Here is a 20,740-nt window from a genome sequence, read left to right as displayed (position 1 = left end):
GGGCGCGGGCGTGGCCCGCGGTCGCGGCAGGTCCGACTCGTCGACGGATGTTGCGGTGACGGTCACCCGGGGAGTCTACGGCCGGTCACCGGGGCGCCGGCAGCGCGCTCAGGCCCGGCCGGGGGCCGGCGGACGCAGCCGGTCCCTGATCACGCGTACCGCGGACTCGGCGTTGTCGACCGTGATCGTGAACGTGTGGCCGTCCCACAGGCGCAGGACGAGGCCCTCGCCACGCCGTACGACGACCGCGGTGCCCTTCTCGGGCCGCCAGCGGTAGCCCCAGCCGCCCCAGTGGCGCGGGGTGACGTGCGGGGCGAACTCGGCGCCCGCGACATGGGAGAGGGGGATGCGGCGGCGCGGCAGGCCCATGTGCCCGCAGCGCACCTCCAGGGCCTCCTTGTCGACGCGCAGCGCCACGTGCACGAAGGCGAGGGTGCCGAAGAGGACCAGCAGGCCGGCCGCGATGCAGCCCACGACGGACATCACCAGCGGGGCGATGCCGGCGTTCCAGGCGGAGTCGACGGCCAGCTCGATGCCGAGGGCCACGCAGGCGGCGCCGGCGAGCGCCAGCAGCCACTGGATCCGGTTGGTGGCGCGTCCGGTCCACACCTCGGGGTGGGGGCCGTTCTGGCTGTGGGGGTGATCCCTCATATCCATGAGGTTACCCAGGTTTCGCCGAACGGGTGGCGCGTCGTGGGTGACCGTGCGTCAGCGGACGGGAGCGGTCTGCTGGAGCAGGAGGCCTTCCGCGTAGGCCAGGGCGGGCGCGGGCAGGGCGCCCTCCCGACCGTTCAGCAGGACGGTCACAGTGCCCTCGGCCGGAGTCTCGGGCTCGGGACGGGCTCCGATCCGGCGCAGTGCCTGGGTGACGACGGCGCCCGCGGAGCCGTGCAGGACCAGCGGGGAGCGGTCCGGCCGCTGCACGGCGGCCCGGACGCGGTCGGCGACCAGTTCGTAATGGGTGCAGCCCAGGACGACGGTCGTCACGCCCTCCGGGGTCAGCGCGGCGGCCGCGAGGACGGCCTCGTCGATCGCCGCCTGGTCCGCGCGTTCCACGGCCTCGGCAAGCCCCCAGCAGGGCACCTCGGCGACCGGCACGCCGCCGGCGAACTCGCGGATGAGGTTCTGCTGGTAGGGGCTGCCCGTGGTGGCGGGTGTCGCCCAGATGGCGACGGGGCCGCCGCCGGCCGCGGCCGGTTTGATCGCGGGTACCGTGCCGATGACCGGCAGGTCCGGTTCGAAACGGGCCCGCAGGGCGGTCAGGGCGTGCACGGTCGCGGTGTTGCAGCCGACGATCAGGGCGTCCGGGCGGCGGGCGGCGGCGGCCTCGGCGACGGCCAGGGCGCGCTCGGTCAGGTCCTCCAGCGTGCGCGAACCCCAGGGCATGCCCGCGGGGTCCAGGGAGAGCACGAGATCTGCGTCGGGGCGCAGGCGCCGTACCGCGGCGGTGGCCGCCAGCAGCCCGATCCCGGAGTCCATGAGCGCGATCTTCACCCGGCCACAATAGACGATTCCCTCGAACCGGCCGCCCGGGTGGGGCAGACTGCGCGGGTGAGCGTGATCGTGTGGAGCGCCGTCGGATCACTCGCCGCCTGGCTGTGGCTGCTGCTCGGCCAGGGCTTCTTCTGGCGTACGGACGTCAGGCTGCCGCCCCGCGAGGACCCGGCCCCGGACGACTGGCCGTCGGTGTGCGTCGTCGTCCCCGCGCGGGACGAGGCCACCGTACTGTCCGCGAGTCTGCCCTCACTGCTCGCGCAGGACTACCCGGGACGGGCCGAGGTCTTCCTGATCGACGACGGCAGCACCGACGGCACCGGGGAGCTGGCCCGGGAGCTCTCCCGGCGGCACGGCGGGCTGCCGCTGACCGTGGCCTCGCCGGGTGAGCCGCCCGCCGGCTGGACGGGCAAGCTGTGGGCCGTACGGCACGGCATCGGCCTGGCACGCGCGCGCGTGCCCGAGTATCTGCTCCTGACGGACGCGGACATCGCCCACGCCCCGGACAGCCTGCGCCACCTGGTGGCGGCGGCGCGCACCGGAGGCTTCGACGTCGTCTCGCAGATGGCCCGCCTGCGGGTGGAGACCCGGTGGGAGCGGCTCGTCGTGCCGGCCTTCGTCTATTTCTTCGCGCAGCTGTACCCCTTCCGCCGGATCGGCCGCAGGGGCGCGCGGACGGCGGCGGCCGCGGGCGGCTGCGTGCTGCTGCGCACCGAGGCCGCCGAGCGGGCGCGGATCCCGGACGCGATCCGGCAGGCGGTGATCGACGACGTGGCCCTCGCCCGGGCCGTCAAGGGCGGCGGCGGGCACATCTGGCTCGGTCTCGCCGAGCGGGTGGACAGCGTGCGCCCCTACCCGCTCCTGCGCGACCTGTGGCGGATGGTCTCGCGCAGCGCCTACGCGCAACTGCGCCACAACCCGCTGGTGCTGCTCGGCACGGTCGCCGGGCTGGCGCTGGTGTACCTGGTGCCGCCGGTGGCGCTGGCCGTGGGCCTGGTGGCGAGCAGCCCGGCGGCGGTCGCCGGGGGCCTGGCGTGGCTGGTGATGGCGGGGACGTACGTCCCGATGCTCCGGTACTACCGCCTGCCGCTGTGGCTCGCTCCCCTGCTGCCGTTCACCGCGTTCCTGTATCTGCTGATGACGGTGGACTCGGCGGTGCAGCACCACCGGGGGCGGGGTGCGGCCTGGAAGGGCCGTACGTACACGCGTCCGGACGCCGTGCCCGACGAAGGACGACCGGCGTGACCGCTCACTTGCGGCCCGGGGTCCAGTTCATGCCCCAGCCGTAGGCGCGGTCGATCGTCCGCTGCGGGCTCACCCCGCGCTCGGGAACCAGGTAGCGGGCCTCGCGCTGGACGACGAGGTCGCCCCCGGTGTTGGTGATCAGGGCGAGCGCGCACACCGTCGAGGGGACGGTGCACTCGTCGAGGGAGAAGTCGACCGGGGCCCCGTGCTGCGGCTGGAGGGTGACCGTGGCGTGCAGGTCGGCGAAGGAGCGGGCGCCTTCGTAGATGGTCACGAAGACGAGGATGCGCCGGAAGTCCCGCGTGTGGTCGAGGTTGATCGTGAGGTTCTCGCCCTCGGCCGCCGCGCCGGTGCGGTCGTCGCCGTCGAGGTGGATGTACGGCGGCCGGTGGAGCGAGCCGAACGCGTTGCCGAGGGCCTGGACGACGCCCTTGCGGCCGTCCGACAGTTCGTACAGGGCGCACAGGTCCAGGTCGAGGTCCCCGTGCATGGCGACCGCCCGGCCGCGCTTGCTGCCCCAGCCGGAGAACTGCTTGCGCACCTGCCAGTTGAGGTTGACGCGCATGGCGCCGGAGGTGCCGCCCTGCTTCGTCAGCGACACCGCGGGGGCCGCCTTGGTGAGCGTCACCTTGCTCAGGCGGACGGCGGGCGCGGGCGCGGCGGGCGGCGGCGTGGTGGTGACCGGGGGCGTGGTGACCGGGGGCGCCATCGGCGGCGGAGGGGGCACAGGAGGCCCGGCCGGGGGCGGCGGCACGTGCTGCGGTTCGTCCACCGTGATACCGAAGTCCGTGGCCAGGCCTTCCAGACCGCTGCTGTACCCCTGGCCCACGGCACGGAACTTCCAGGCGCCCTGACGGCGGTAGAACTCGCCGAGCACGAACGCCGTCTCCACGCTCGCGTCCGTGCTGTCGAAGCGCGCGGTCACCGTGTCCCGGGCGGCGTCCCGCACCTCGACGTACAGGCCGGGCACCCGGCCGAAGGTGCCGCCGTCCGCCGAGGCGGCCAGCACCACGGTCTCGATCGCTGGCTCCACGCGCGTGAGGTCGACGAGCAGCGTGTCGGTGACCCGGTCGCCGACGGTGCGCTTGCCCTCGTGCCGGACCGCGCCGGAAGGGTGTGCGGACTGGTTGTAGAAGACGAAGTCCGCGTCCGAGCGGACCTTGCCGCCCACCAGCAGCAGCGCGGAGGCGTCCGTGTCCGGAACGCCGGGTCCCGACCGCCACCCCACCTCGACGCGCAGGGCCGTGACGGGCACCGGCGTGTTCGACCCCTTCGGCATGGACATGCTTGCCCCCTCGTATGTCGGCCAGGCCGTGTCCCGGCAGTCTCCCACGAGGAGGGCCGAACACTCCTGGCCAACTACCGGTAACCCGCCTGGAACTCAGGCTTTACAAGGGGCGCGCCCTACGCGCCACCCCACTTGTCCAAGTTCACTCGTATTAGTGACTTCACGTCACCGCCGACACGGGAAACAACCCTCTTATCGGTCTCCCCAATCCGCACATCGTGGGCTTAACTTATGGCCATGACCTCCCCCCGCTCCTCCTATGGCGGCGGCTACTACTCCGCCTCCTTCCCGGACACCCCGATCTACGACTCGCTCGTGGCAGAACGGGGCACCCCGCAGATCGCCCCGATCCGGGTCCCCGCTCCCTACGACACGGGCAGCAGCCTGAACACGGGCGGCAACCCGAACACGGGCGGCAGCCACCTGCCGGCGCTCCCCTCGGCGCTGCCCGCCCTCCCCGCGGCCCCGTCCCAGCCCTCCTACGGCTACCCGCAGGCGCCGCAGCCCGCCCCGCTGCAGCAGGTGCCCGCGGCCTACATCCCGCAGCAGGCCACCGCGCCGCGCGGATACCCCGGCCCGCAGCAGCCGCAGCCACCGCGCCCGATGGCGAACGGCACCGGCTACGAGGCCATGCGCCCGGCCGCTCCCCGGCCCGCCCAGGCGCCCTACCAGGACCCGTACGGCAACCAGCAGTACCGCGGTTACTGATCCGCTCCCCAGCTGTCCGTGCCACCTGGCAGGATGAGGTCATGGGGAATGCGGAGCTGTGGTCCTTGCACATCCACCCGGTCAAGGCGTTCCGGCCCGTCGGGCTCCGGGAGGCCGTCGTGGAGCCCTGGGGGCTGGCCGGTGACCGGCGCTGGGCATTGATCGACGACGGGGGAAAGGTCGTCACGCAACGCCAACTGCCCCAGCTCGCGTTGGCCGCCGCCGAGCCCACGCCCGGCGGCGGCCTCCGTCTTTCCGCACCCGGCCGTGCCCCGATCACGGTGTCCGTCCCACGGCCGGGTGCCACGGTGACGGTGGACATCTTCGGCGACGAGGTGGAGGCCGTTCCGGCGGACGAGGCCGCCCACGCCTGGTGCAGCGACCACGCCGGAGCCGGTGTCCGTCTCGTCCACATGGACGACCCCGCCACGCGCCGTCCCGTCGACCCGGACTACGCCCTGCCGGGCGAGACGGTGAGCTTCGCCGACGATTACCCCCTGCTGCTCACCTCGCGGTCCTCCCTCGACTCCCTCAACTCGCTGATCGCCGAGGGCGACCACGCAGAGGAGGGCCCGCTGCCGATGAACCGCTTCCGGCCGAGCGTCGTGGTGGCCGGCGCCCCCGCCTGGGCCGAGGACGACTGGCGGCGCATCGCGATCGGCGAGGTCGCCTTCCGGGTCGCCAAGCCGTGCGGCCGGTGCGTGGTGACCACCACCGACCAGGCCACCACCGTCCGCGGCAAGGAGCCGTTGCGCACCCTCGGCCGGCACCGCCGTTTCGGCGGCGAACTGGTCTTCGGACAGAACCTGGTGCCCGAGTCGACCGGCACCATCCGGCTCGGCGACCCGGTCACCGTCCTCGAATGACCCGCGCCTGCCGGGAACCCCGGGACAGGACCCGGTCGTTGGCTTTCCTGAGATGTTCCTGAGGACCCCGGCCGGACGGCCGGAGGTGATGTGCCTCCCTCTTCGGCCGGATTCGGGGGCGGACCGCCTCGCCGGGGGTTATGACGGAGCAGGAAGGGGGGTGCGGGGACCGTGCGAGCGATCAGCGGACTCTGGCGCTGGCGGCACAATCCGCTGCGGCGCACGACCGATCTGGTGGAGTCCTGGGTGGCGTTGGCGACCCTGCTGCTCGCCCTCGTCGTCGCCCCCGTGATCGGCTCCCTGGCCGGCACCGCGGCCCAGGGAGCCCTGCAGCAGTCCGTGCGCGACCAGCGCCAGACCCGGCACCAGGTGACGGCCACGGTGGTGAGGGAGCTGAACCGGCTGGAGCCCGATCCGGAGACATCCCCGGGGCAGGGCGTGCGCAGCCGCGTCCTCGCCGAATGGACGGCACCCGACGGCACCCGGCGGCACGAACCGGTCTCCACAAGCCTGAAGGCCCCGAAGCCCGGTGAGACCTTCACGCTGTGGACCGACGCGCACGGCACCATGGTGCCCCGGCCCCTGGACTCCGCCACGGCCACCACCCATGCGGTACTGGCGGGATTCGGCGCCGCCCTGCTGACCGCGGGGCTGGTGGAGGCCGTACGCCGGCTGGTGCTCTGGCGCCTGGTCCGCCGCCGGTACGCGCAGTGGGACCGGGCCTGGGAGCGGGTGGGCCCGGACTGGGGCCGTACCGGTACCGGCAGCTGACGGCCTTCCGGCTCCGGTCAACCGACCGTCCGCGGGCACGCTACGGTGGACCGGCCGACGCACTCGGCATCAACCGACCCGCGTACGACGAGGTGGGGGGCACAGCAGCGCCATGGCACAGGGCACGGTCCAGGTGACGCACACCGGCACATCGCGGTGGCGGCGCCGCACGGGTGAGTACGCTTCGCTCGCCGCCGCCCTGGAGGCCGCGGCGGACGGCGACGTCCTCACCGTCGCCCCGGGCACCTACCGCGAGAACCTCGTGGTCCAGCGGGCGGTGACGCTGCGCGGCCCCGAGAACTCCCCCGGCGCGGTGCGCATCGCCCCCGCGGACGGGGTGCCGCTGACCGTGCGCGCCTCGGCGGTGGTGCAGGACCTGCACGTGGAGGGCCAGGACGCCACCGTGCCCGCCCTGTTGGTGGAGGAGGGCACGCCGGAGATCGGCGATGTGCGGATCGTGACCCGGTCCGCGGTCGGCATCGAGGTGCGCGGCGGCGCCCGGCCGACCGTGCGGCGCTGCACGGTCGACAATCCGGCCGGCATCGGCATAGCCGTGCTCGACGGCGGCGGTGGGGTGTTCGAGGAGTGCGAGGTCGTCGCGGCCGGGCAGTCGGGCGTGGCGGTCCGCGGCGGCGCCCACCCCCGGCTGGGGCGCTGCCGGATCCACCACACCGCCGGCGCGGGCCTGTCGGTGACGGGCGACAACTCCGCGCTGGAAGCGGTGGGCTGCGAGGTCTACGAAGTGCGGGGCAGCGGCGTCCAGGTCACGGGCGGGGCCACCGCGCACCTCACCGACTGCGACGTGCACCGCACCACCGCGGACGGCGTCACGCTCGACACCGACGCCGTGCTGACGCTCGCCGACTGCCGTATCCACGACATCCCGGAGAACGCGGTGGACCTGCGGTCGCGTTCCGTGCTGACGCTGACGCGGACGACGGTGCGCCGGTTCGGGCGCAACGGTCTGTCGGTGTGGGACCCGGGCACGCGCGTGGACGCCAACCAGTGCGAGATCTTCGACAGCACCGGCGACTACCCGGCGGTGTGGGTCAGCGACGGCGCGACCGTGGTGCTCGACGCCTGTCGGGTGCACGACGTGCCGGACGCGCTGTTCGTGCTGGACCGCGGCTCCCGGGCGGACGTCGTGGACAGCGACCTGACCCAGGTGCGCAACACGGCGGTTTCGGTGAGCGACGGCGCCACCGCGCAGCTGGACGACTGCCGGATCAAGGACGCGGCCACGGGCGCCTGGTTCCGCGACCACGGCAGCGGCGGCACCCTGAGCAACTGCACCGTGGACGGCACCCAGACCGGCGTGATCGTCACCAAGGGCGCCGACCCCACCATCGAGCGGTGCACGGTCTCCTCCCCCGCCGAGGCCGGCTTCTACGTCTCCGCCGGGGGCCGCGGCAGCTTCCTGGGCTGCCGGGTGACGGACAGCGGCGGCTACGGCTTCCACGTGATCGACGGCTGCCGTACGACGCTGAGGAAGTGCCGTACGGAGCGGTGCGCGCGCGGCGGTTACGAGTTCGCGGACGGCGGGCCGGACGCCGGGGCCGGGTCGGGTCCCGTGGTCGAGGACTGCGCCGGCGACGAGAGCGGCGGTGTGCGCCCGCCCGAGGCCCGGGCGACGGCCGTGCAGACGACGAGTCCGTCCCCCGGTCTGCTGGGCGCGATCCCCGGGCAGCGCGCCACCGAGCAGGAACCGCTGGTGACCGCCGCCGAGCCGGAGCAGCCCGCCCGGACCGCGAAGGACGTGCTCGGCGAACTCGACATGCTGGTGGGCCTGGACAGCGTCAAGCTGGAGGTGCGCGCCCTGACCGACATGATCGAGGTGGGCCGGCGCCGGCAGCGGGCCGGGCTGAAGGCCGCCTCGGTCAAGCGTCATCTGGTCTTCACCGGCTCCCCCGGCACCGGCAAGACCACGGTCGCCCGCCTGTACGGCGAGATCCTCGCCTCCCTCGGCGTGCTGGAGAAGGGGCACCTCGTCGAGGTCTCCCGTGTCGACCTGGTCGGCGAGCACATCGGCTCCACCGCGATCCGCACCCAGGAGGCGTTCGAACGGGCGCGCGGCGGGGTGCTGTTCATCGACGAGGCGTACGCGCTCTCCCCGGAGGACGCCGGGCGGGACTTCGGCAAGGAGGCCATCGACACGCTGGTGAAGCTGATGGAGGACCAGCGGGACGCGGTGGTGGTGATCGTCGCCGGATACACCGCCGAGATGGAACGCTTCCTTTCCGTCAACCCCGGTGTGGCCTCCCGTTTCTCCCGCACCATCACCTTCGGCGACTACGGCCCCGACGAGCTGCTGCGGATCGTGGAGCAGCAGGCCGAGGAGCACGAGTACCGGCTGGCGCCGGGGGCGGCCGAGGCCCTGCTGACGTACTTCACGGCGGTCCCCAAGGGTCCGACGTTCGGCAACGGGCGTACCGCGCGCCAGACCTTCGAGGCGATGGTGGAGCGGCACGCGGGCCGGGTCGCCCAGCTCGCCGACCCCAGCACGGACGATCTGACGCTGCTCTACGCCGAGGATCTGCCCGCGCTGCCCTGAGCCCCGGTGCCGCCCGGCGGCTCGCGGCCGGCCGGCGGCTCGCCGTCCGGGAGTTCGGGCGGTCCGTGGCGTGGCGCGGGCAGGTCCGGGCGCAGCCGGGCGAGCAGCCGTCCGCGTTCCTCGGCGAAGGCCGGGTCCGCCTGGTAGTCGGAGTGGCCGAGGATCGGGGCGGGCAAGGGGTGCTGTGCGGTACGGCCGTAGGCCAGGGGGTCCCGCAGCGGGGCGTGGTCCACCTCGGGACCGTGGTCGCCGGTGAGCCGGACCGGGCCGCCGATGGGGTCGGTGAGCCGGTACAGGTTGCGCCAGCAGTCCACGTCCCGATGCAGGGCACCGAGGGCGGCCGGTCCGAAGTGGGCCGGGAACCAGCGGCCGTAGAGCCGTTCCAGCGGCGAGCCGTAGGTCAGCAGTGCGACCCGCCCGCGGACCGGCGGGGTGAGCTGCCAGGCCGCGGCGGCGGCCAGCACGCTGCCCTGGGAGTGCCCGGACAGCACCAGGCGGCCGCCGGTGGACCGGGTCCAGGTCGCCATCCGCCAGGTGAGGTCGGGCACGGCCCGTTCGGCGTAGCAGGGCGGGGCGAAGGGGTGGGCGGCGCGCGGCCAGAAGGTGCCGACGTCCCACAGGATGCCGATGGTGCGCCGGGCGGAGGCGTCCTTGTAGGCGCGTCGGCCCCAGGTGACGAACAGTATGAAGCCCAGCCCGATCAGCCAGGAGCCCAGGGCCTGCGCGGTCTGGGACGCGCCCTGGAGGGCGGGGTGGGTGCCGGCGGCGGCTCCGGCCGGGGTCCTGCCGGTGCCGAGGGCACCGGCGAGTGCGGCGGCGCCGAGGACGAGGGTGGCGGCGGAGGTGACGCCGACGACGAGGGGGGCGTCGTCGGTGAGCGTCGCCATGGCGCGGGTGCGGGCGATCCGGCGGGTGCGCTCGGGGTCGGACGGCTCGCCGGGGTGGTCCCGTTCGACCGTGGCGCGCAGGGCGCGGGCCAGCCGCCAGGCGCGCCCGGCGAGCCGTCCGCAGAGCACCAGCAGGACGAGGAGCAGCGGCGGGATGACGGACGCCTGCCAGGTGAGCATGACCGGTGGGCCCGGGATGGAGGTGCCGGTGCCGTCCAGCCAGTCGGCCACGCGCTGGCAGACCCCGCCGGACATCACGCCGCCCAGCGCGCAGGCCAGCATCGCGACCGCGGGCCCGCCCAGGCCCCGCAGCACGGCGCGGGGGTCGGGACGGGTGCGGTACAGGGCGTGCGCGGTGATACCGAGGGCGACGACCAGCAGACCCTGCCCCAGGGCGAGGCCGCCGAAGACGGTGTCGCCGGCCAGCCGGCCCGCCGAGGTCCAGCCGGGGCGTGACCAGCCGGCGTACACGGCGGTGAGCAGGAGCAGCAGGAGGGCGCCGAGCGGCAGCTGTCGTACGAGGTGGCGGTCCAGTTGCCGGTCGAGCAGGTGCTCGGTGCGGCCCCGGCGGCAGACGACCCAGAGCACGGCGGCGGCCCAGGCGAGCAGAGCGACGAGCAGGAACCGGCCCAGGACGTCGAGGAGCGCGGGGCCGCCGGGACGGCGGTCGAGGGCCGCCGTGGGCGCGGCGATCGCGGCGGCGACGGTGAGCAGGCCGGCGGCGGTGTGGGCGGCGCGCAGCCGGGCCACCAGGCGGCGGCCGTACCAGAAGCCGGGACGGCCCAGGGAGCCGCTGCCGGTGTCCTCCTCGGGCTCGGGGTCGCGGGACATCGGCTGCTGGGACTCGTAGGCGCTCCAGGTGCGGTGGGCCAGGTACCACAGCAGGCCGGTGAGGGCCGCGGGCACCAGGGCGGCGAGGGCGAGACGGCGGCCGGGCGCGCTCCACCAGCCGCCGGCCGCGGGCGACAGGAAGCCCAGCCAGGAGTGGCGTGCTGCGCACGCGCGGGTGCCCGCGCACTGCCAGGCCGTGAGGTCCAGGGCGACCTCGCAGGCGGCGGCGACGAGCAGCACGGTCAGGGTGAGGCCGGCCAGTCGTACCAGCAGGCCGTACAGACGTGTCGTGCGGGGGCGGCCGGGTGCGCCGGGGCGCATCCAGTGGGCGAGGTTGACCACCATGAACGGCAGCAGCAACAGCCACAGGGCGCGAGCGCCGTTGCCCGAGGTGAGGTTGCACCAGACGTACGCCTCGGGCACCGGCGTGCCGCGGCGCTTCCCGGGCCGCGTCTCGGCGTCGACGTCGTCGGCGCGGCGGAAGACGGCCGCGGTGTCGTCGCCGGTGATCCGCACCGTCCGCGGGTCGTCCAGCATCCTCTCGGGCGTGGTGCCGCCGACACCGTGGACCAGGAGCTCCAGGGCGCATCCGGTCGGCGGACGCTGCTGCGCACGTTCCACTGTTCGATTCCCCCGTGACGCGTCCGTGGGTGTCCGTGGGTGTGTGTCATGGGTGTGCCATGGGTCTGTGTCCGTGCGGACACCAGGATCGCCCCCCGTGGCCCGTGGCACACCCCCTGTCACCGGAATTTCGCCGGTAGGGGTGACGGCTGGCGCGCGTGGGAGGGCGTAAGTGGCATGTGCGCGTCGGGCGGGCTCCGGCGCGGCGGGCACCGCCCCATGAAAGGATGGGACCTCCGCGCGTGTCGGGCGGCTTGAGGCGAAAGGAACCGGAGCACACGTGAGTGAGAATCAGAACCTCCTCGCGGAGCAGCGGCGTGCCCTGATCGTGGACGAGGTCCGGCGCCGGGGCGGGGTCCGGGTCAACGAGCTGACCCGGAGGCTCGGCGTGTCGGACATGACGGTCCGCCGCGACCTGGACGCGCTGGCCCGCCAGGGTGTGCTGGAGAAGGTGCACGGCGGGGCGGTTCCGGTCGTGGAGGCCAGTACGCACGAGCCGGGCTTCGAGGCCAAGTCGGGTCTGGAGCCGACCGCCAAGGAGGAGATCGCGCGGGCGGCGGCCCTGCTGGTCGCGCCGGGCACGGCGATCGCCCTCTCGGGCGGTACGACGACGTACGCGCTGGCCCACCATCTGCTGGACGTGCCCGATCTGACGGTGGTCACCAACTCGGTACGGGTGGCGGACGTCTTCCACTCGGCCCAGCGCGGCTCCGGTCAGCGGCAGGGCGCGGCGACGGTCGTGCTGACCGGCGGAGTGCGTACGCCGTCCGACTCGCTGGTGGGGCCGGTGGCCGACCAGGCGATCGCCACGCTCCACTTCGACGTGCTGTTCCTCGGGGTGCACGGGATATCGGCCGAGGCCGGCCTGTCCACGCCGAACCTGGCGGAGGCCGAGACCAACCGGCGGCTGGTGCGGTCCGCGCGGCGTGTGGTGGTGGTCGCCGACCACACCAAGTGGGGTGTGGTGGGCTTGAGTTCCTTCGCCGCGCTGGGGCAGGTCGACACCCTGGTGACGGACGCCGGGCTGCCGGCCGAGGCGCGCGCCGAGGTCTCGGAGCATCTGCGGCTGGTGGTGGCGGGCGAGGCCGAGGACGCGGCGGACGCCTGAGCGGGCGCCGGACACGGCGCCCCGGCCGGACCGGGGCGGACGGGCCGGACCGGGGCGGACGGGCCGGACCGGGGCGCTCAGTCCGGCCACGCCCCGGTCGCCAGGAACGCCTCGATCGCCGCCGTGTACGGAGCGCTGTCCAGGCCCTGTCCGGTCAGCCAGGTGTCCGAGTAGTACTTGTCGAGGTAGCGGTCGCCCGGGTCGCACAGGAGGGTGACGACGCTGCCGCGGCGGCCTTCCCGCAGCATCTCGGCGACGATCTTCAGGGCGCTCCACAGACCGGTGCCGGTGGAGCCGCCCGCCTTGCGGCCGATGGCCCGTTCCAGGCCGCGTACGGCGGCCACGGCGGCGGCGTCCGGGACCTTCATCATGCGGTCGATGGCGCCGGGCACGAAGCTCGGCTCCATGCGCGGCCGGCCGATGCCCTCGATGCGCGAGCCGGAGTCGCAGGTGACGTCCGGATCGCCGGTGGTCCAGCCCTCGAAGAAGCAGGAGTTGTCGGGGTCGGCGACGCAGACGCGGGTGTCGTACTGCATGTAGTGGACGTAGCGCGCGATGGTCGCCGAGGTGCCGCCGGTGCCCGCCGTGGCGACGATCCAGGCCGGTTCCGGGAAGCGCTCCAACTCCATCTGCCGGAAGATGGATTCGGCGATGTTGTTGTTGCCGCGCCAGTCCGTGGCCCGCTCGGCGTAGGTGAACTGGTCCATGTAGTGGCCGCCGGTCTCGGCCGCGAGGGCGGCGGAGGCCTCGTACATCGTGCGCGGGTCGTCCACGAAGTGGCACCGCCCGCCGTGGAACTCGATCAGGCGGCACTTCTCGGCGCTCGTCGTGCGCGGCATCACCGCGATGAAGGGCACGCCGATCAGCTTCGCGAAGTACGCCTCCGAGACGGCCGTCGAGCCACTGGAGGCCTCGATCACCGGGCGGCCCGGGCGGATCCAGCCATTGCACAGGCCGTACAGGAACAGCGAGCGCGCCAGGCGGTGCTTGAGGCTTCCGGTCGGGTGGGTCGACTCGTCCTTCAGGTACAGGTCGATGCCCCACTCCTCGGGCAGCGGGAAGCGCAACAGGTGGGTGTCGGCCGAGCGGTTGGCGTCGGCCTGGACCTTGCGGACGGCTTCTTTCAGCCAGTCGCGGTATCCGTTGTCGCTGCGGTCGACGTCCAGGGTGTCGCTGGTCCGCGGCTGCTGGGTGATGCTCACGCGAGGCTCCTTGTGCTGTGCGCCGACGGCGTGTCGCGCGGCCGGACAGCACCGATGATAGACACCTCCGACACGCCTCTCACCTGCATAAACGCATCTTTGAGGGAGTCAAAGACACCTTGGGAGCACGGCTCGCCGGAGCCTGCCCGGGGCGCGGTGCGCGCACGGGTGGGGGCGCATTCGCGCGAGTGCTCCGGGCGCCGGCCGTGAGCGCGCCCCGGGCACTGGTGCTCGCTGCCGAAGGCGTGCAGACTGCACCGCGCGGGACGAAGGAGCCCGCGGAGTCTTCGAGCCGACGACGCGCGCAAGGGGGCGGGAGAGGATGGCGGAAGCGGAGTTCACGGCCACGGGCGTGCGCATCGGCAAGCGACTGCGCTCGCTCACCCGGGCCGGACAGGTCCGGATCAGCGAGGGCAGGCTGGAGTTGCTCACCAGCTACGGCAGTGAGATCGACAGCGCGCCCCTGGGGGCGGTGCGCGCCTCCAAGCCCTGGTACACCCCGGACGACCGGGCGCTCGCCGACCTCGACGGCAAGCGGTACGTACTGACCCTGGGCGACCACGACCCCGCACCGGGCGAGCCGGGGCCGCCGGCGGCGCGCCGGTTCGTCGAGGCCGTACGCCGGGCGGCGGGGCGCGGCGGCTGAGCGACGGCGAGTTGCAGGACCCCACCCCGTGGGTCACCCTGGTCTCACGTCACTCAGGGTTTACCGGCGATAACGCTGCGAACCAGCCCGCCGGCCACGACAGCAGGCGGCAGTGTCACGCAGACGTCCTGCTGCATCCGAAACGTCGTGTTCTTCCGGACCTCAACGTCGGGGAGTCGCAGCCGTGATCAGTCACCCAAGCAGGCACTGCACGGTGGAGCTCCAAGCCCTGCCGTCGCGGATCGGCCAGGTCCGCAGAATCGTATCGGCGCACTTGCGCTACTGGCATCTGGACCCTCTGATCGACCGGGCCGCGCTCGGTGTGACGGAGCTGTTGACCAACGTCCACCAGCACGCCCAGCCGGACAAGCTGTGCACCGTCGAGCTCGAGCTGCTGCTCGACCGGCTCACGGTCTCCGTGCACGACCACGATCCTCGCCTCCCCGTGGCGGAGAACATGGGCGAGATCGCGCCGCTGGCCACCGAAGGGCGGGGGCTGGCGATGGTGGCCGCGGTGAGCGAGAGCTGGGGCGCGCGCCCCGACGGCGAGCAGGGCAAGGTCGTCTGGTTCACCCTGCCGACCTCCGCCCCCTCGGTCGCGATCCCGGCCCGGGTGCCGGCCCTCGTCACCGTGGAGGAACCCGCCCGCCGCTTCGCCGGCTCCGCGCTCAACGGCACCCGCCCCGCCCGGTCCGCCGTCGTCGGCTGACCGAACGGGGCCCGGTGGTCCTCACGGGCCCCGCCCCTCGCCCGTGCGCCCGGGCTGCTCAGGCCAGCGCCGTCAGCGGGTCGTCCAGGACCGGCTGCCAGGCCAGTTCCGCCGCGCCGACCAGGCTGTTGTGGGCGAGGGTGCAGGGGAGGATGGGGACGCCGCCGCTCTGGCCCCACAGGCTGCGGTCGGCGACGACGGCGCGCAGGCGGTCGGGGGCGGCGTCGAGGAGGGTGCCGTGGAGTCCGCCGAGGATGATGCGGTCGGGGTTGAGGATGTTCACCAGGCCGGCCAGGCCCAGGCCGAGGCGGTCGACGAGGGCTTCGACGGCCGTGCGGACGGCCGGGTCGTCGTAGTGGTGGCGGATCAGGTCGTCGGCCTGCCGCAGCAGCGAGACCACGGGGCCCGGCTCGCGGCCGGCGGCGGTGAGGAGGGCCAGCGGGTCCGCCTCGACGTCGAGGCAGCCGCGGCTGCCGCAGTGGCAGGGGCGGCCCTCGGGGTTGACGGTGAGGTGGCCGACCTCGAGCGCCAGGCCCGCACTGCCCGAGTGCAGCCGCCCGTCCAGCACCAGCGCGCCGCCCACGCCCCGGTGTCCGGTCGCCACGCACAGCAGGTCGCGGGCGCCGCGGCCGGCGCCGTGCCGGTGCTCGGCGAGCGCGGCGAGGTTGACGTCGTTGGCGGCGAACGCCGGTCCGGTGATCCCCGCCGCGCGCACGCACTCCGCGAAGAGCCGGCGCACCGGCGCACCCGGGGGCCAGGCCAGGTGGAGCGGGTTCAGGGCCAGACCCTCCGGTTCGGCGACCGCGGAGGGCACGGCGAGCCCGGCGCCGACGCAGCGCCGGCCGGTCGTGCGCAGCAGTTCCGCGCCGGCCTCGACGACGGAGCCGAGCACTTTGGCCGGGTCGGGGTCGACGGTCTCGCAGCCGGGCGTGGTCGCCACGATACGGCCGCCGAGACCCACCAGGGCGGCACGGAAGCCGTCGGCGTGCACCTGCGCGGCGAGGGCGACGGGCCCGTCCTCGGCGACGGAGAGGCGGTGCGAGGGACGGCCCTGCGAGCCGGCCGCCGCGCCCGGCCGGGCGTCCACCCGGATCAGGCCCAGCGCCTCCAGCTCGGCGGCCACCGCACCGGCCGTCGCCCGGGTCACCCCCAGCTCGGCGGTGAGGACCGCGCGGGTCGGGGCGCGTCCGGTGTGCACGAGTTCCAGCGCGGGCCCGAGCGCACCGCGCCCCCGGTCCAGCCGTGTCCTCGAGGTGCTCCCTTCCCCCGCCGCCCGGGGGTCCGCCTTGCCGCTCATGAGGGCGAGTCTCCCATGATCCGCACCTGTCGTGACCAGCGGCGCGGCCTAGAAGCCGCTCACCCTCAGGGTGATGTTCAGCCGCCCCGTCAGGCCCAACTCCGGTGGAGCGGTGCCCGGATGGACCCGTGGCACGCCGTGGTGGGCCAGGCGGGACGGGCCGCCGAAGACGAACAGGTCGCCGTCGCGCAGTTCGACGTCGGTCCAGGGCCGGGCACGGGTCCCGGTGTTGCCGAAGCGGAACACGCACGTGTCGCCGAGGCTCAGCGACACCACCGGCGCGTCGGACTTCTCGTCGCTGTCGCGGTGCATGCCCATGTGCGCGCCGGCGTCGTAGAAGTTGATCAGGGCGATGTCGTACGCCTCCTCCGGGACCGCCTCGGGGCCCAGCGCGTCCGTCACCGCCGCGCGTCCCAGTTCGCCCAGCCAGGCGGGGAACGGCTTGACCGGGGCGCCGTCGCCGTCGACGGCCGTGCGGGCGTAGCCGTACGGGTACCAGTGCCGGCCCAGGCAGACCTGCCGCGCGGTCATCGTTCCGCCGCCCGGGGTGCGCACCGTGCGGAGGCCGGCCGGCGGGCGGGCCCACTCCCGGCAGGCGGCGAGCAGCGCGCGCCGGCGTGTCGGATCCAGCCAGTCCGGTACGTGCACGGCTGACGGCGCGATCTCCCTGCGACCGCGGGGGAACAGCTCGGCGTCCATGCCCCCCATCCTGCCGCAGCGGCCGTGAGCTGCGGCTCCGCTAGCCTTGACGGGCGATGAACGAGCGTATGACGACTGCCTGGGGCGAGCCGGTGCTCGCCCGGTTCCCCGAGGATCCGCGTGACCGGCTGCGGGCCTGGGACGCCTCCGACGAGTACTTGCTGCGGCACCTCGACGAGCAGGGGGTGGACCTGTCCGGGACCGTCGTGGTCGTGGGCGACCGGTGGGGTGCCCTGGTCACGGCGCTGGCGGCGCACCGGCCGGTGCAGATCACCGACTCGTTCCTCGGGCAGGAGGCGACCCGCGCGAACCTCGCCCGCAACGGTGCCGAGCCCGGCGCGGTGCGCCTGCTCAGCACGCAGGACCCGCCGCCCGGCCGTATCGACGTGCTGCTGGTGCGGGTGCCCAAGAGCCTTGCCCTGCTGGAGGACCAGCTGCTGCGCCTGGCACCCTCCGTGCACGAGGGAACGGTCGTCGTCGGCACCGGGATGGTGAAGGAGATCCACACCTCGACGCTGACGCTGTTCGAGCGGATCCTCGGCCCGACCAGGACCTCGCTCGCGTGGCGCAAGGCCCGGCTGATCCTCTGCACCCCGGACCCCGCCCTGGAGCGGCCCGCCAGTCCGTGGCCGTACAGCTACACGCTGCCCGACGGCATCGGTGCCGCGTCCGGCCGGACCGTGGTCAACCACGCGGGTGTCTTCTGCGCCGACCGCCTCGACATCGGCACCCGCTTCTTCCTGCGGCACCTGCCCGACGGCCGGGGCACCCGCCGGGTGGTGGACCTGGGCTGCGGCAACGGTGTCGTCGGTACGGCGCTGGCGCTGGCGAACCCGGACGCGGAGGTGCTGTTCACGGACGAGTCGTTCCAGGCCGTGGCCTCGGCGGAGGCGACGTACAAGGCGAACGGCGTGCCCGGGCACGCCGAGTTCCGGGTCGGCGACGGGCTGGCCGGAGTACCGGCGGGCAGTGTGGACCTGGTGCTCAACAACCCGCCGTTCCACTCGCACCAGGCGACGACGGACGCGACGGCCCGGCGCATGTTCGCCGGGGCGCGGCGCGCGCTGCGCCCCGGCGGCGAGCTGTGGGTGATCGGCAACCGGCACCTGGGCTACCACGTCACACTGCGCCGGTTGTTCGGCAACAGCCGGCTCGTCGCGAGCGACCCGAAGTTCGTGGTGCTGAAGGCCGTCAAGAGATGATCCCCGTACGGGGGGTGCCGATCACCCCGATGAGCCGCCGCGCCTCCCCCGCCATCGCCTCCCGCCCCACGCTGAGGTACGTGCGGGAGTCGACCGCCTCGGGGCGGGCGGCGAGGAAGTCGCGGATCGCTCCGGTCATCGCGATGTTGAGGGCGGTGCCGATGTTGACCTTGGCGATGCCGGCGGTGACGGCGGCGGTCAGTTCGCCGTCGGGCACGCCGGAGGAGCCGTGCAGGACGAGGGGGACGTCCAGTGCTCCGGCGAGGCGCTTGAGGAGGTCGTGGTCGAGGGCCGCGGTGCGCTCGGTCATGGCGTGGGTGTTGCCGACGGCCACGGCCAGGGCGTCCACCCCGGAGCCGGTGACGAACGCGTGCGCCTCCGCGGGGTCGGTGCGTGCGCCGGGGGCGTGGGCGTCCAGCGGTGGCGCGCCGTTCTTGCCGCCGACCTCGCCCAACTCGGCCTCGATCCACAGCCCTCGGGCGTGTGCCCAGGCCGCGGCGGCACTGGTCGCGGCGAGGTTCTCCGCGTACGGCAGCCGGGAGGCGTCGTACATCACGGAGCTGAAGCCCGCGTCGGGCGCCTGGCGCAGCAGGTCGTCGCTCTGCACGTGGTCGAGGTGCAACGCCACGGGCACGGTGGCCCGTTCGGCCGCGGCGGCGGCCGCGCGGGCGAGCGGCCGCAGCCGTCCGTAGCGGAACTTGACCGCGTTCTCGCTGACCTGCAGGACGACGGGCGCGCCGGCCGCCTCGGCGCCGGCGACGACGGCCTCGACGTGTTCCAGCGTGATGATGTTGAAGGCGACGACGGCGGAACGCGCGGCGGCTGCGCGGGTGACCAGCTCGCCGGTGGCTGCAAGCGGCACGGCCTGTCCTGACCTTTCCGAGAGGTTACGGCGCGAGGATCACCGAGCGGGTGAGGTGGCGGGGGCGGTCCGGGTCCAGACCGCGGGCCCGGGCGACGGCGACCGCGAGGCGCTGGGCGCGGATCAGTTCGGCGAGCGGGTCGAGTGCGCTCTCGATCCACGACCCGCCCGTGGCCCGTACCTGTTCGTCCAGTCCCTGCGGGGCGCTGCCGAACATCCAGGCGACCGTGCCCTCGGTGGTGACGCTGATGGGGCCGTGGCGGTACTCCATCGCCGGATAGGCCTCGGCCCAGGACAGCGAGGCCTCGCGCATCTTCAGGGCGGCCTCGTTGGCGAGGCCGACGGTCCAGCCCCGGCCCAGGAAGGTGAACTGCGTGCGGTCGACGAGCCGTTCGGGCAGCGGAGCGGACAGCGCCGTGCCGGCGTCGACGACGACGTCGTCGCTGTGCAGTCCGAGGTGGGCGCGCAGCAGGGTGAGCGCGGTGGTCGCGAACCGGGTCTGCACCACGGAGCGTTCGTCGGCGAAGTCGAGCACGACGACCTCGTCGGCGGCGTCCATGACGGGGGTGCCGGGGTCGGCGGTGACGGCCGTGGTGGGCGTGCGTCCCTTCAACTCCGTGAGCACTTGGAGCACTTCGGTGGTGGTACCGGAGCGGGTGAGGGCGAGGACCCGGTCGTAGGAGCGGCCGTAGGGGAACTCGGAGGCGGCGAAGGCGTCGGTCTCCCCCTGCCCCGAGCCCTCGCGCAGCGCGGCGGCGGCCTGGGCCATGAAGTACGACGTGCCGCAGCCGACGATCGCGACCCGCTCCCCCTGCGCGGGCAGTGCCCGGCCGTGGGCAGCGGCGGCGCCCCCTGCGCGGGCCCAGCACTCGGGCTGGCTGGTCAGCTCGTCCTCGACATGGCTCATGTCCCGTCCTCCCGCGTCTGCTCGTTCTTGCAAGTTAGTGCCACCTTTCGAGCATCTTCAAGCATTCGGCCGGGTGCCGGGTGCGTTAGGGTCGCGAGGGAGCGAGAAACGGAGGCCGCTGATGTCGCGCGACGCGCGCTGGAAGGCGCTGCTGGAGCTGCTCGTCGAGCGGGGCCGGCTGGACGTCGAGGAGGCGGCGGCCGAGCTGCGGGTGTCGGCCGCGACGATCCGGCGGGACTTCGACCAGCTCGCCGAACAGCAGATGCTCGTCCGCACCCGGGGCGGCGCGGTCGTGCACGGTGTCTCCTACGAGCTGCCGCTGCGCTACAAGACGGCCCGGCACGCCTCCGAGAAGCAGCGGATCGCGAAGGCGGTCGCGGACCTCGTGGCGCCCGGCGAGGCGGTGGGGCTGACGGGTGGCACCTCCACCACGGAGGTGGCCCGCGCCCTGGCGGTGCGCGGCGACCTCGCCTCCGGTTCACCGGCGCTGACCGTGGTGACCAACGCGCTCAACATCGCCAACGAGCTGGCCGTGCGGCCCCAGTTCAAGATCGTACTGACCGGCGGGGTCGCGCGTCCGCAGTCGTACGAGCTGGTCGGCCCGCTGGCGGACGGGGTGCTGGGTCAGATCACGCTCGACGTGGCGGTGCTCGGGGTGGTCGCCCTCGATGTCACGCACGGCGCGGCGGCCCACGACGAGGCCGAGGCCGCCGTCAACCGGCTGCTGTGCGAGCGCGCCGAACGCGTCGTCGTGGCCGCCGACTCCAGCAAGCTGGGCCGGCGTGCCTTCGCCCGCATCTGCCCTGCCCGTTCGGTGGACACACTGGTCACGGACACGGCGGCGGG

Annotated in this window: 19 protein-coding genes; 10 read left to right on the top strand and 9 right to left on the bottom strand. The window is 74.0% G+C overall.

Going from position 1 to position 20,740, the window contains the following annotated elements; translation table 11 throughout:
• Positions 1–108: 108 nt before the first annotated feature.
• Complete coding sequence (locus tag RH94_RS34610) at positions 109–651, bottom strand: hypothetical protein (protein ID WP_073952260.1); 543 nt, start codon at positions 649–651, stop codon at positions 109–111.
• 57 nt (positions 652–708) lie between these two features.
• Positions 709–1,494, bottom strand: a complete 786-nt coding sequence (locus RH94_RS34605) for a glutamate racemase (protein ID WP_073952259.1) — start codon at positions 1,492–1,494, stop codon at positions 709–711.
• Positions 1,495–1,533: 39 nt separating this feature from the next.
• Here RH94_RS34605 and RH94_RS34600 point away from each other — a divergent pair, with 39 nt between their 5' ends.
• Complete coding sequence (locus tag RH94_RS34600; protein WP_073952258.1) at positions 1,534–2,739, top strand: glycosyltransferase; 1,206 nt, start codon at positions 1,534–1,536, stop codon at positions 2,737–2,739.
• 4 nt (positions 2,740–2,743) lie between these two features.
• Here the strand turns inward: RH94_RS34600 and RH94_RS34595 are convergent, their stop codons facing one another.
• Positions 2,744–4,018, bottom strand: coding sequence for a TerD family protein (locus RH94_RS34595; RefSeq protein WP_073952287.1), 1,275 nt, complete (start codon positions 4,016–4,018; stop codon positions 2,744–2,746).
• Positions 4,019–4,264: 246 nt separating this feature from the next.
• Between RH94_RS34595 and RH94_RS34590 the strand changes: the two genes are divergently transcribed.
• The 4 genes from RH94_RS34590 to RH94_RS34575 all read left to right on the top strand — a co-directional run bounded on the left by RH94_RS34590 (position 4,265) and on the right by RH94_RS34575 (position 8,923).
• Positions 4,265–4,735 carry a DUF6643 family protein gene (locus RH94_RS34590; protein ID WP_073952286.1) on the top strand — a complete coding sequence of 157 codons (471 nt, stop codon included), beginning with the start codon at positions 4,265–4,267 and terminating at the stop codon, positions 4,733–4,735.
• A 41-nt stretch (positions 4,736–4,776) separates the two neighbouring features.
• Positions 4,777–5,601, top strand: a complete 825-nt coding sequence (locus RH94_RS34585) for an MOSC domain-containing protein (protein WP_073952257.1) — start codon at positions 4,777–4,779, stop codon at positions 5,599–5,601.
• 171 nt (positions 5,602–5,772) lie between these two features.
• The gene (locus RH94_RS34580) at positions 5,773–6,372 is read left to right on the top strand and encodes an Rv1733c family protein (protein WP_073952256.1); all 600 of its coding nucleotides are present in this window, start codon (positions 5,773–5,775) and stop codon (positions 6,370–6,372) included.
• 112 nt (positions 6,373–6,484) lie between these two features.
• Complete coding sequence (locus RH94_RS34575) at positions 6,485–8,923, top strand: right-handed parallel beta-helix repeat-containing protein (RefSeq protein ID WP_073952255.1); 2,439 nt, start codon at positions 6,485–6,487, stop codon at positions 8,921–8,923.
• Here the strand turns inward: RH94_RS34575 and RH94_RS34570 are convergent.
• Positions 8,893–11,262 (bottom strand): hypothetical protein, encoded by a 2,370-nt coding sequence (locus RH94_RS34570; protein ID WP_073952254.1) that lies wholly within the window; start codon positions 11,260–11,262, stop codon positions 8,893–8,895. The two genes, RH94_RS34575 and RH94_RS34570, sit on opposite strands and share 31 nt — an antisense overlap.
• 280 nt (positions 11,263–11,542) lie before the next feature.
• On the opposite strand from RH94_RS34570, the gene RH94_RS34565 reads away from it, so the two are divergent.
• Complete coding sequence (locus tag RH94_RS34565) at positions 11,543–12,370, top strand: DeoR/GlpR family DNA-binding transcription regulator (RefSeq protein ID WP_073952253.1); 828 nt, start codon at positions 11,543–11,545, stop codon at positions 12,368–12,370.
• Between the two features lie 77 nt (positions 12,371–12,447).
• Here the strand turns inward: RH94_RS34565 and cds1 are convergent, their stop codons facing one another.
• Complete coding sequence (gene cds1, locus RH94_RS34560; protein WP_073952252.1) at positions 12,448–13,572, bottom strand: L-cysteine desulfhydrase Cds1; 1,125 nt, start codon at positions 13,570–13,572, stop codon at positions 12,448–12,450.
• 322 nt (positions 13,573–13,894) lie between these two features.
• Between cds1 and RH94_RS34555 the strand changes: the two genes are divergently transcribed.
• Together RH94_RS34555 and RH94_RS34550 are read left to right on the top strand one after the other, a co-directional pair.
• Positions 13,895–14,218, top strand: a complete 324-nt coding sequence (locus RH94_RS34555) for a hypothetical protein (protein ID WP_073952251.1) — start codon at positions 13,895–13,897, stop codon at positions 14,216–14,218.
• Between the two features lie 184 nt (positions 14,219–14,402).
• Positions 14,403–14,927 (top strand): ATP-binding protein, encoded by a 525-nt coding sequence (locus RH94_RS34550; RefSeq protein WP_073952250.1) that lies wholly within the window; start codon positions 14,403–14,405, stop codon positions 14,925–14,927.
• 58 nt (positions 14,928–14,985) lie between these two features.
• Here the strand turns inward: RH94_RS34550 and RH94_RS34545 are convergent, their stop codons facing one another.
• Both RH94_RS34545 and RH94_RS34540 read right to left on the bottom strand, forming a co-directional pair.
• On the bottom strand, positions 14,986–16,224 hold the full coding sequence (locus RH94_RS34545) for an ROK family protein (RefSeq protein ID WP_073952249.1): 1,239 nt from the start codon (positions 16,222–16,224) through the stop codon (positions 14,986–14,988).
• Positions 16,225–16,272: 48 nt separating this feature from the next.
• Complete coding sequence (locus tag RH94_RS34540) at positions 16,273–16,923, bottom strand: alpha-ketoglutarate-dependent dioxygenase AlkB family protein (protein WP_073952248.1); 651 nt, start codon at positions 16,921–16,923, stop codon at positions 16,273–16,275.
• 68 nt (positions 16,924–16,991) lie between these two features.
• Between RH94_RS34540 and RH94_RS34535 the strand changes: the two genes are divergently transcribed.
• Positions 16,992–18,125 carry a methyltransferase gene (locus RH94_RS34535; protein WP_073952247.1) on the top strand — a complete coding sequence of 378 codons (1,134 nt, stop codon included), beginning with the start codon at positions 16,992–16,994 and terminating at the stop codon, positions 18,123–18,125.
• On the opposite strand, the gene RH94_RS34530 is transcribed toward RH94_RS34535, so the two are convergent.
• On the bottom strand, positions 18,115–18,987 hold the full coding sequence (locus RH94_RS34530) for a ketose-bisphosphate aldolase (RefSeq protein ID WP_073952246.1): 873 nt from the start codon (positions 18,985–18,987) through the stop codon (positions 18,115–18,117). The genes RH94_RS34535 and RH94_RS34530 overlap by 11 nt on opposite strands.
• Before the next feature lie 25 nt (positions 18,988–19,012).
• Positions 19,013–19,894, bottom strand: a complete 882-nt coding sequence (locus RH94_RS34525; RefSeq protein WP_073952245.1) for an SIS domain-containing protein — start codon at positions 19,892–19,894, stop codon at positions 19,013–19,015.
• Between the two features lie 121 nt (positions 19,895–20,015).
• Here RH94_RS34525 and RH94_RS34520 point away from each other — a divergent pair.
• A partial coding sequence (locus RH94_RS34520) for a DeoR/GlpR family DNA-binding transcription regulator (protein WP_073952244.1) occupies positions 20,016–20,740 on the top strand: 725 nt, incomplete at its 3' end.

This window comes from Streptomyces kebangsaanensis (genome assembly GCF_001906585.1).
Taxonomy (GTDB): Bacteria; Actinomycetota; Actinomycetes; order Streptomycetales; family Streptomycetaceae; genus Streptomyces; species Streptomyces kebangsaanensis.
This window is presented reverse-complemented; position numbering and strand designations above follow the sequence as displayed.

Excerpts from the sequence above, each read along its gene's own strand:
- RH94_RS34610 (WP_073952260.1), bottom strand. The coding sequence starts at position 651 with ATGAGGGATCACCCCCACAGCCAGAACGGCCCCCACCCCGAGGTGTGG.
- RH94_RS34595 (WP_073952287.1), bottom strand. The coding sequence starts at position 4,018 with ATGCCGAAGGGGTCGAACACGCCGGTGCCCGTCACGGCCCTGCGCGTC.
- RH94_RS34590 (WP_073952286.1), top strand. The coding sequence starts at position 4,265 with ATGACCTCCCCCCGCTCCTCCTATGGCGGCGGCTACTACTCCGCCTCC.
- RH94_RS34585 (WP_073952257.1), top strand. The coding sequence starts at position 4,777 with ATGGGGAATGCGGAGCTGTGGTCCTTGCACATCCACCCGGTCAAGGCG.
- RH94_RS34575 (WP_073952255.1), top strand. The coding sequence starts at position 6,485 with ATGGCACAGGGCACGGTCCAGGTGACGCACACCGGCACATCGCGGTGG.
- RH94_RS34555 (WP_073952251.1), top strand. The coding sequence starts at position 13,895 with ATGGCGGAAGCGGAGTTCACGGCCACGGGCGTGCGCATCGGCAAGCGA.
- RH94_RS34545 (WP_073952249.1), bottom strand. The coding sequence starts at position 16,224 with ATGAGCGGCAAGGCGGACCCCCGGGCGGCGGGGGAAGGGAGCACCTCG.
- RH94_RS34540 (WP_073952248.1), bottom strand. The coding sequence starts at position 16,923 with ATGGACGCCGAGCTGTTCCCCCGCGGTCGCAGGGAGATCGCGCCGTCA.
- RH94_RS34535 (WP_073952247.1), top strand. The coding sequence starts at position 16,992 with ATGACGACTGCCTGGGGCGAGCCGGTGCTCGCCCGGTTCCCCGAGGAT.
- RH94_RS34525 (WP_073952245.1), bottom strand. The coding sequence starts at position 19,894 with ATGAGCCATGTCGAGGACGAGCTGACCAGCCAGCCCGAGTGCTGGGCC.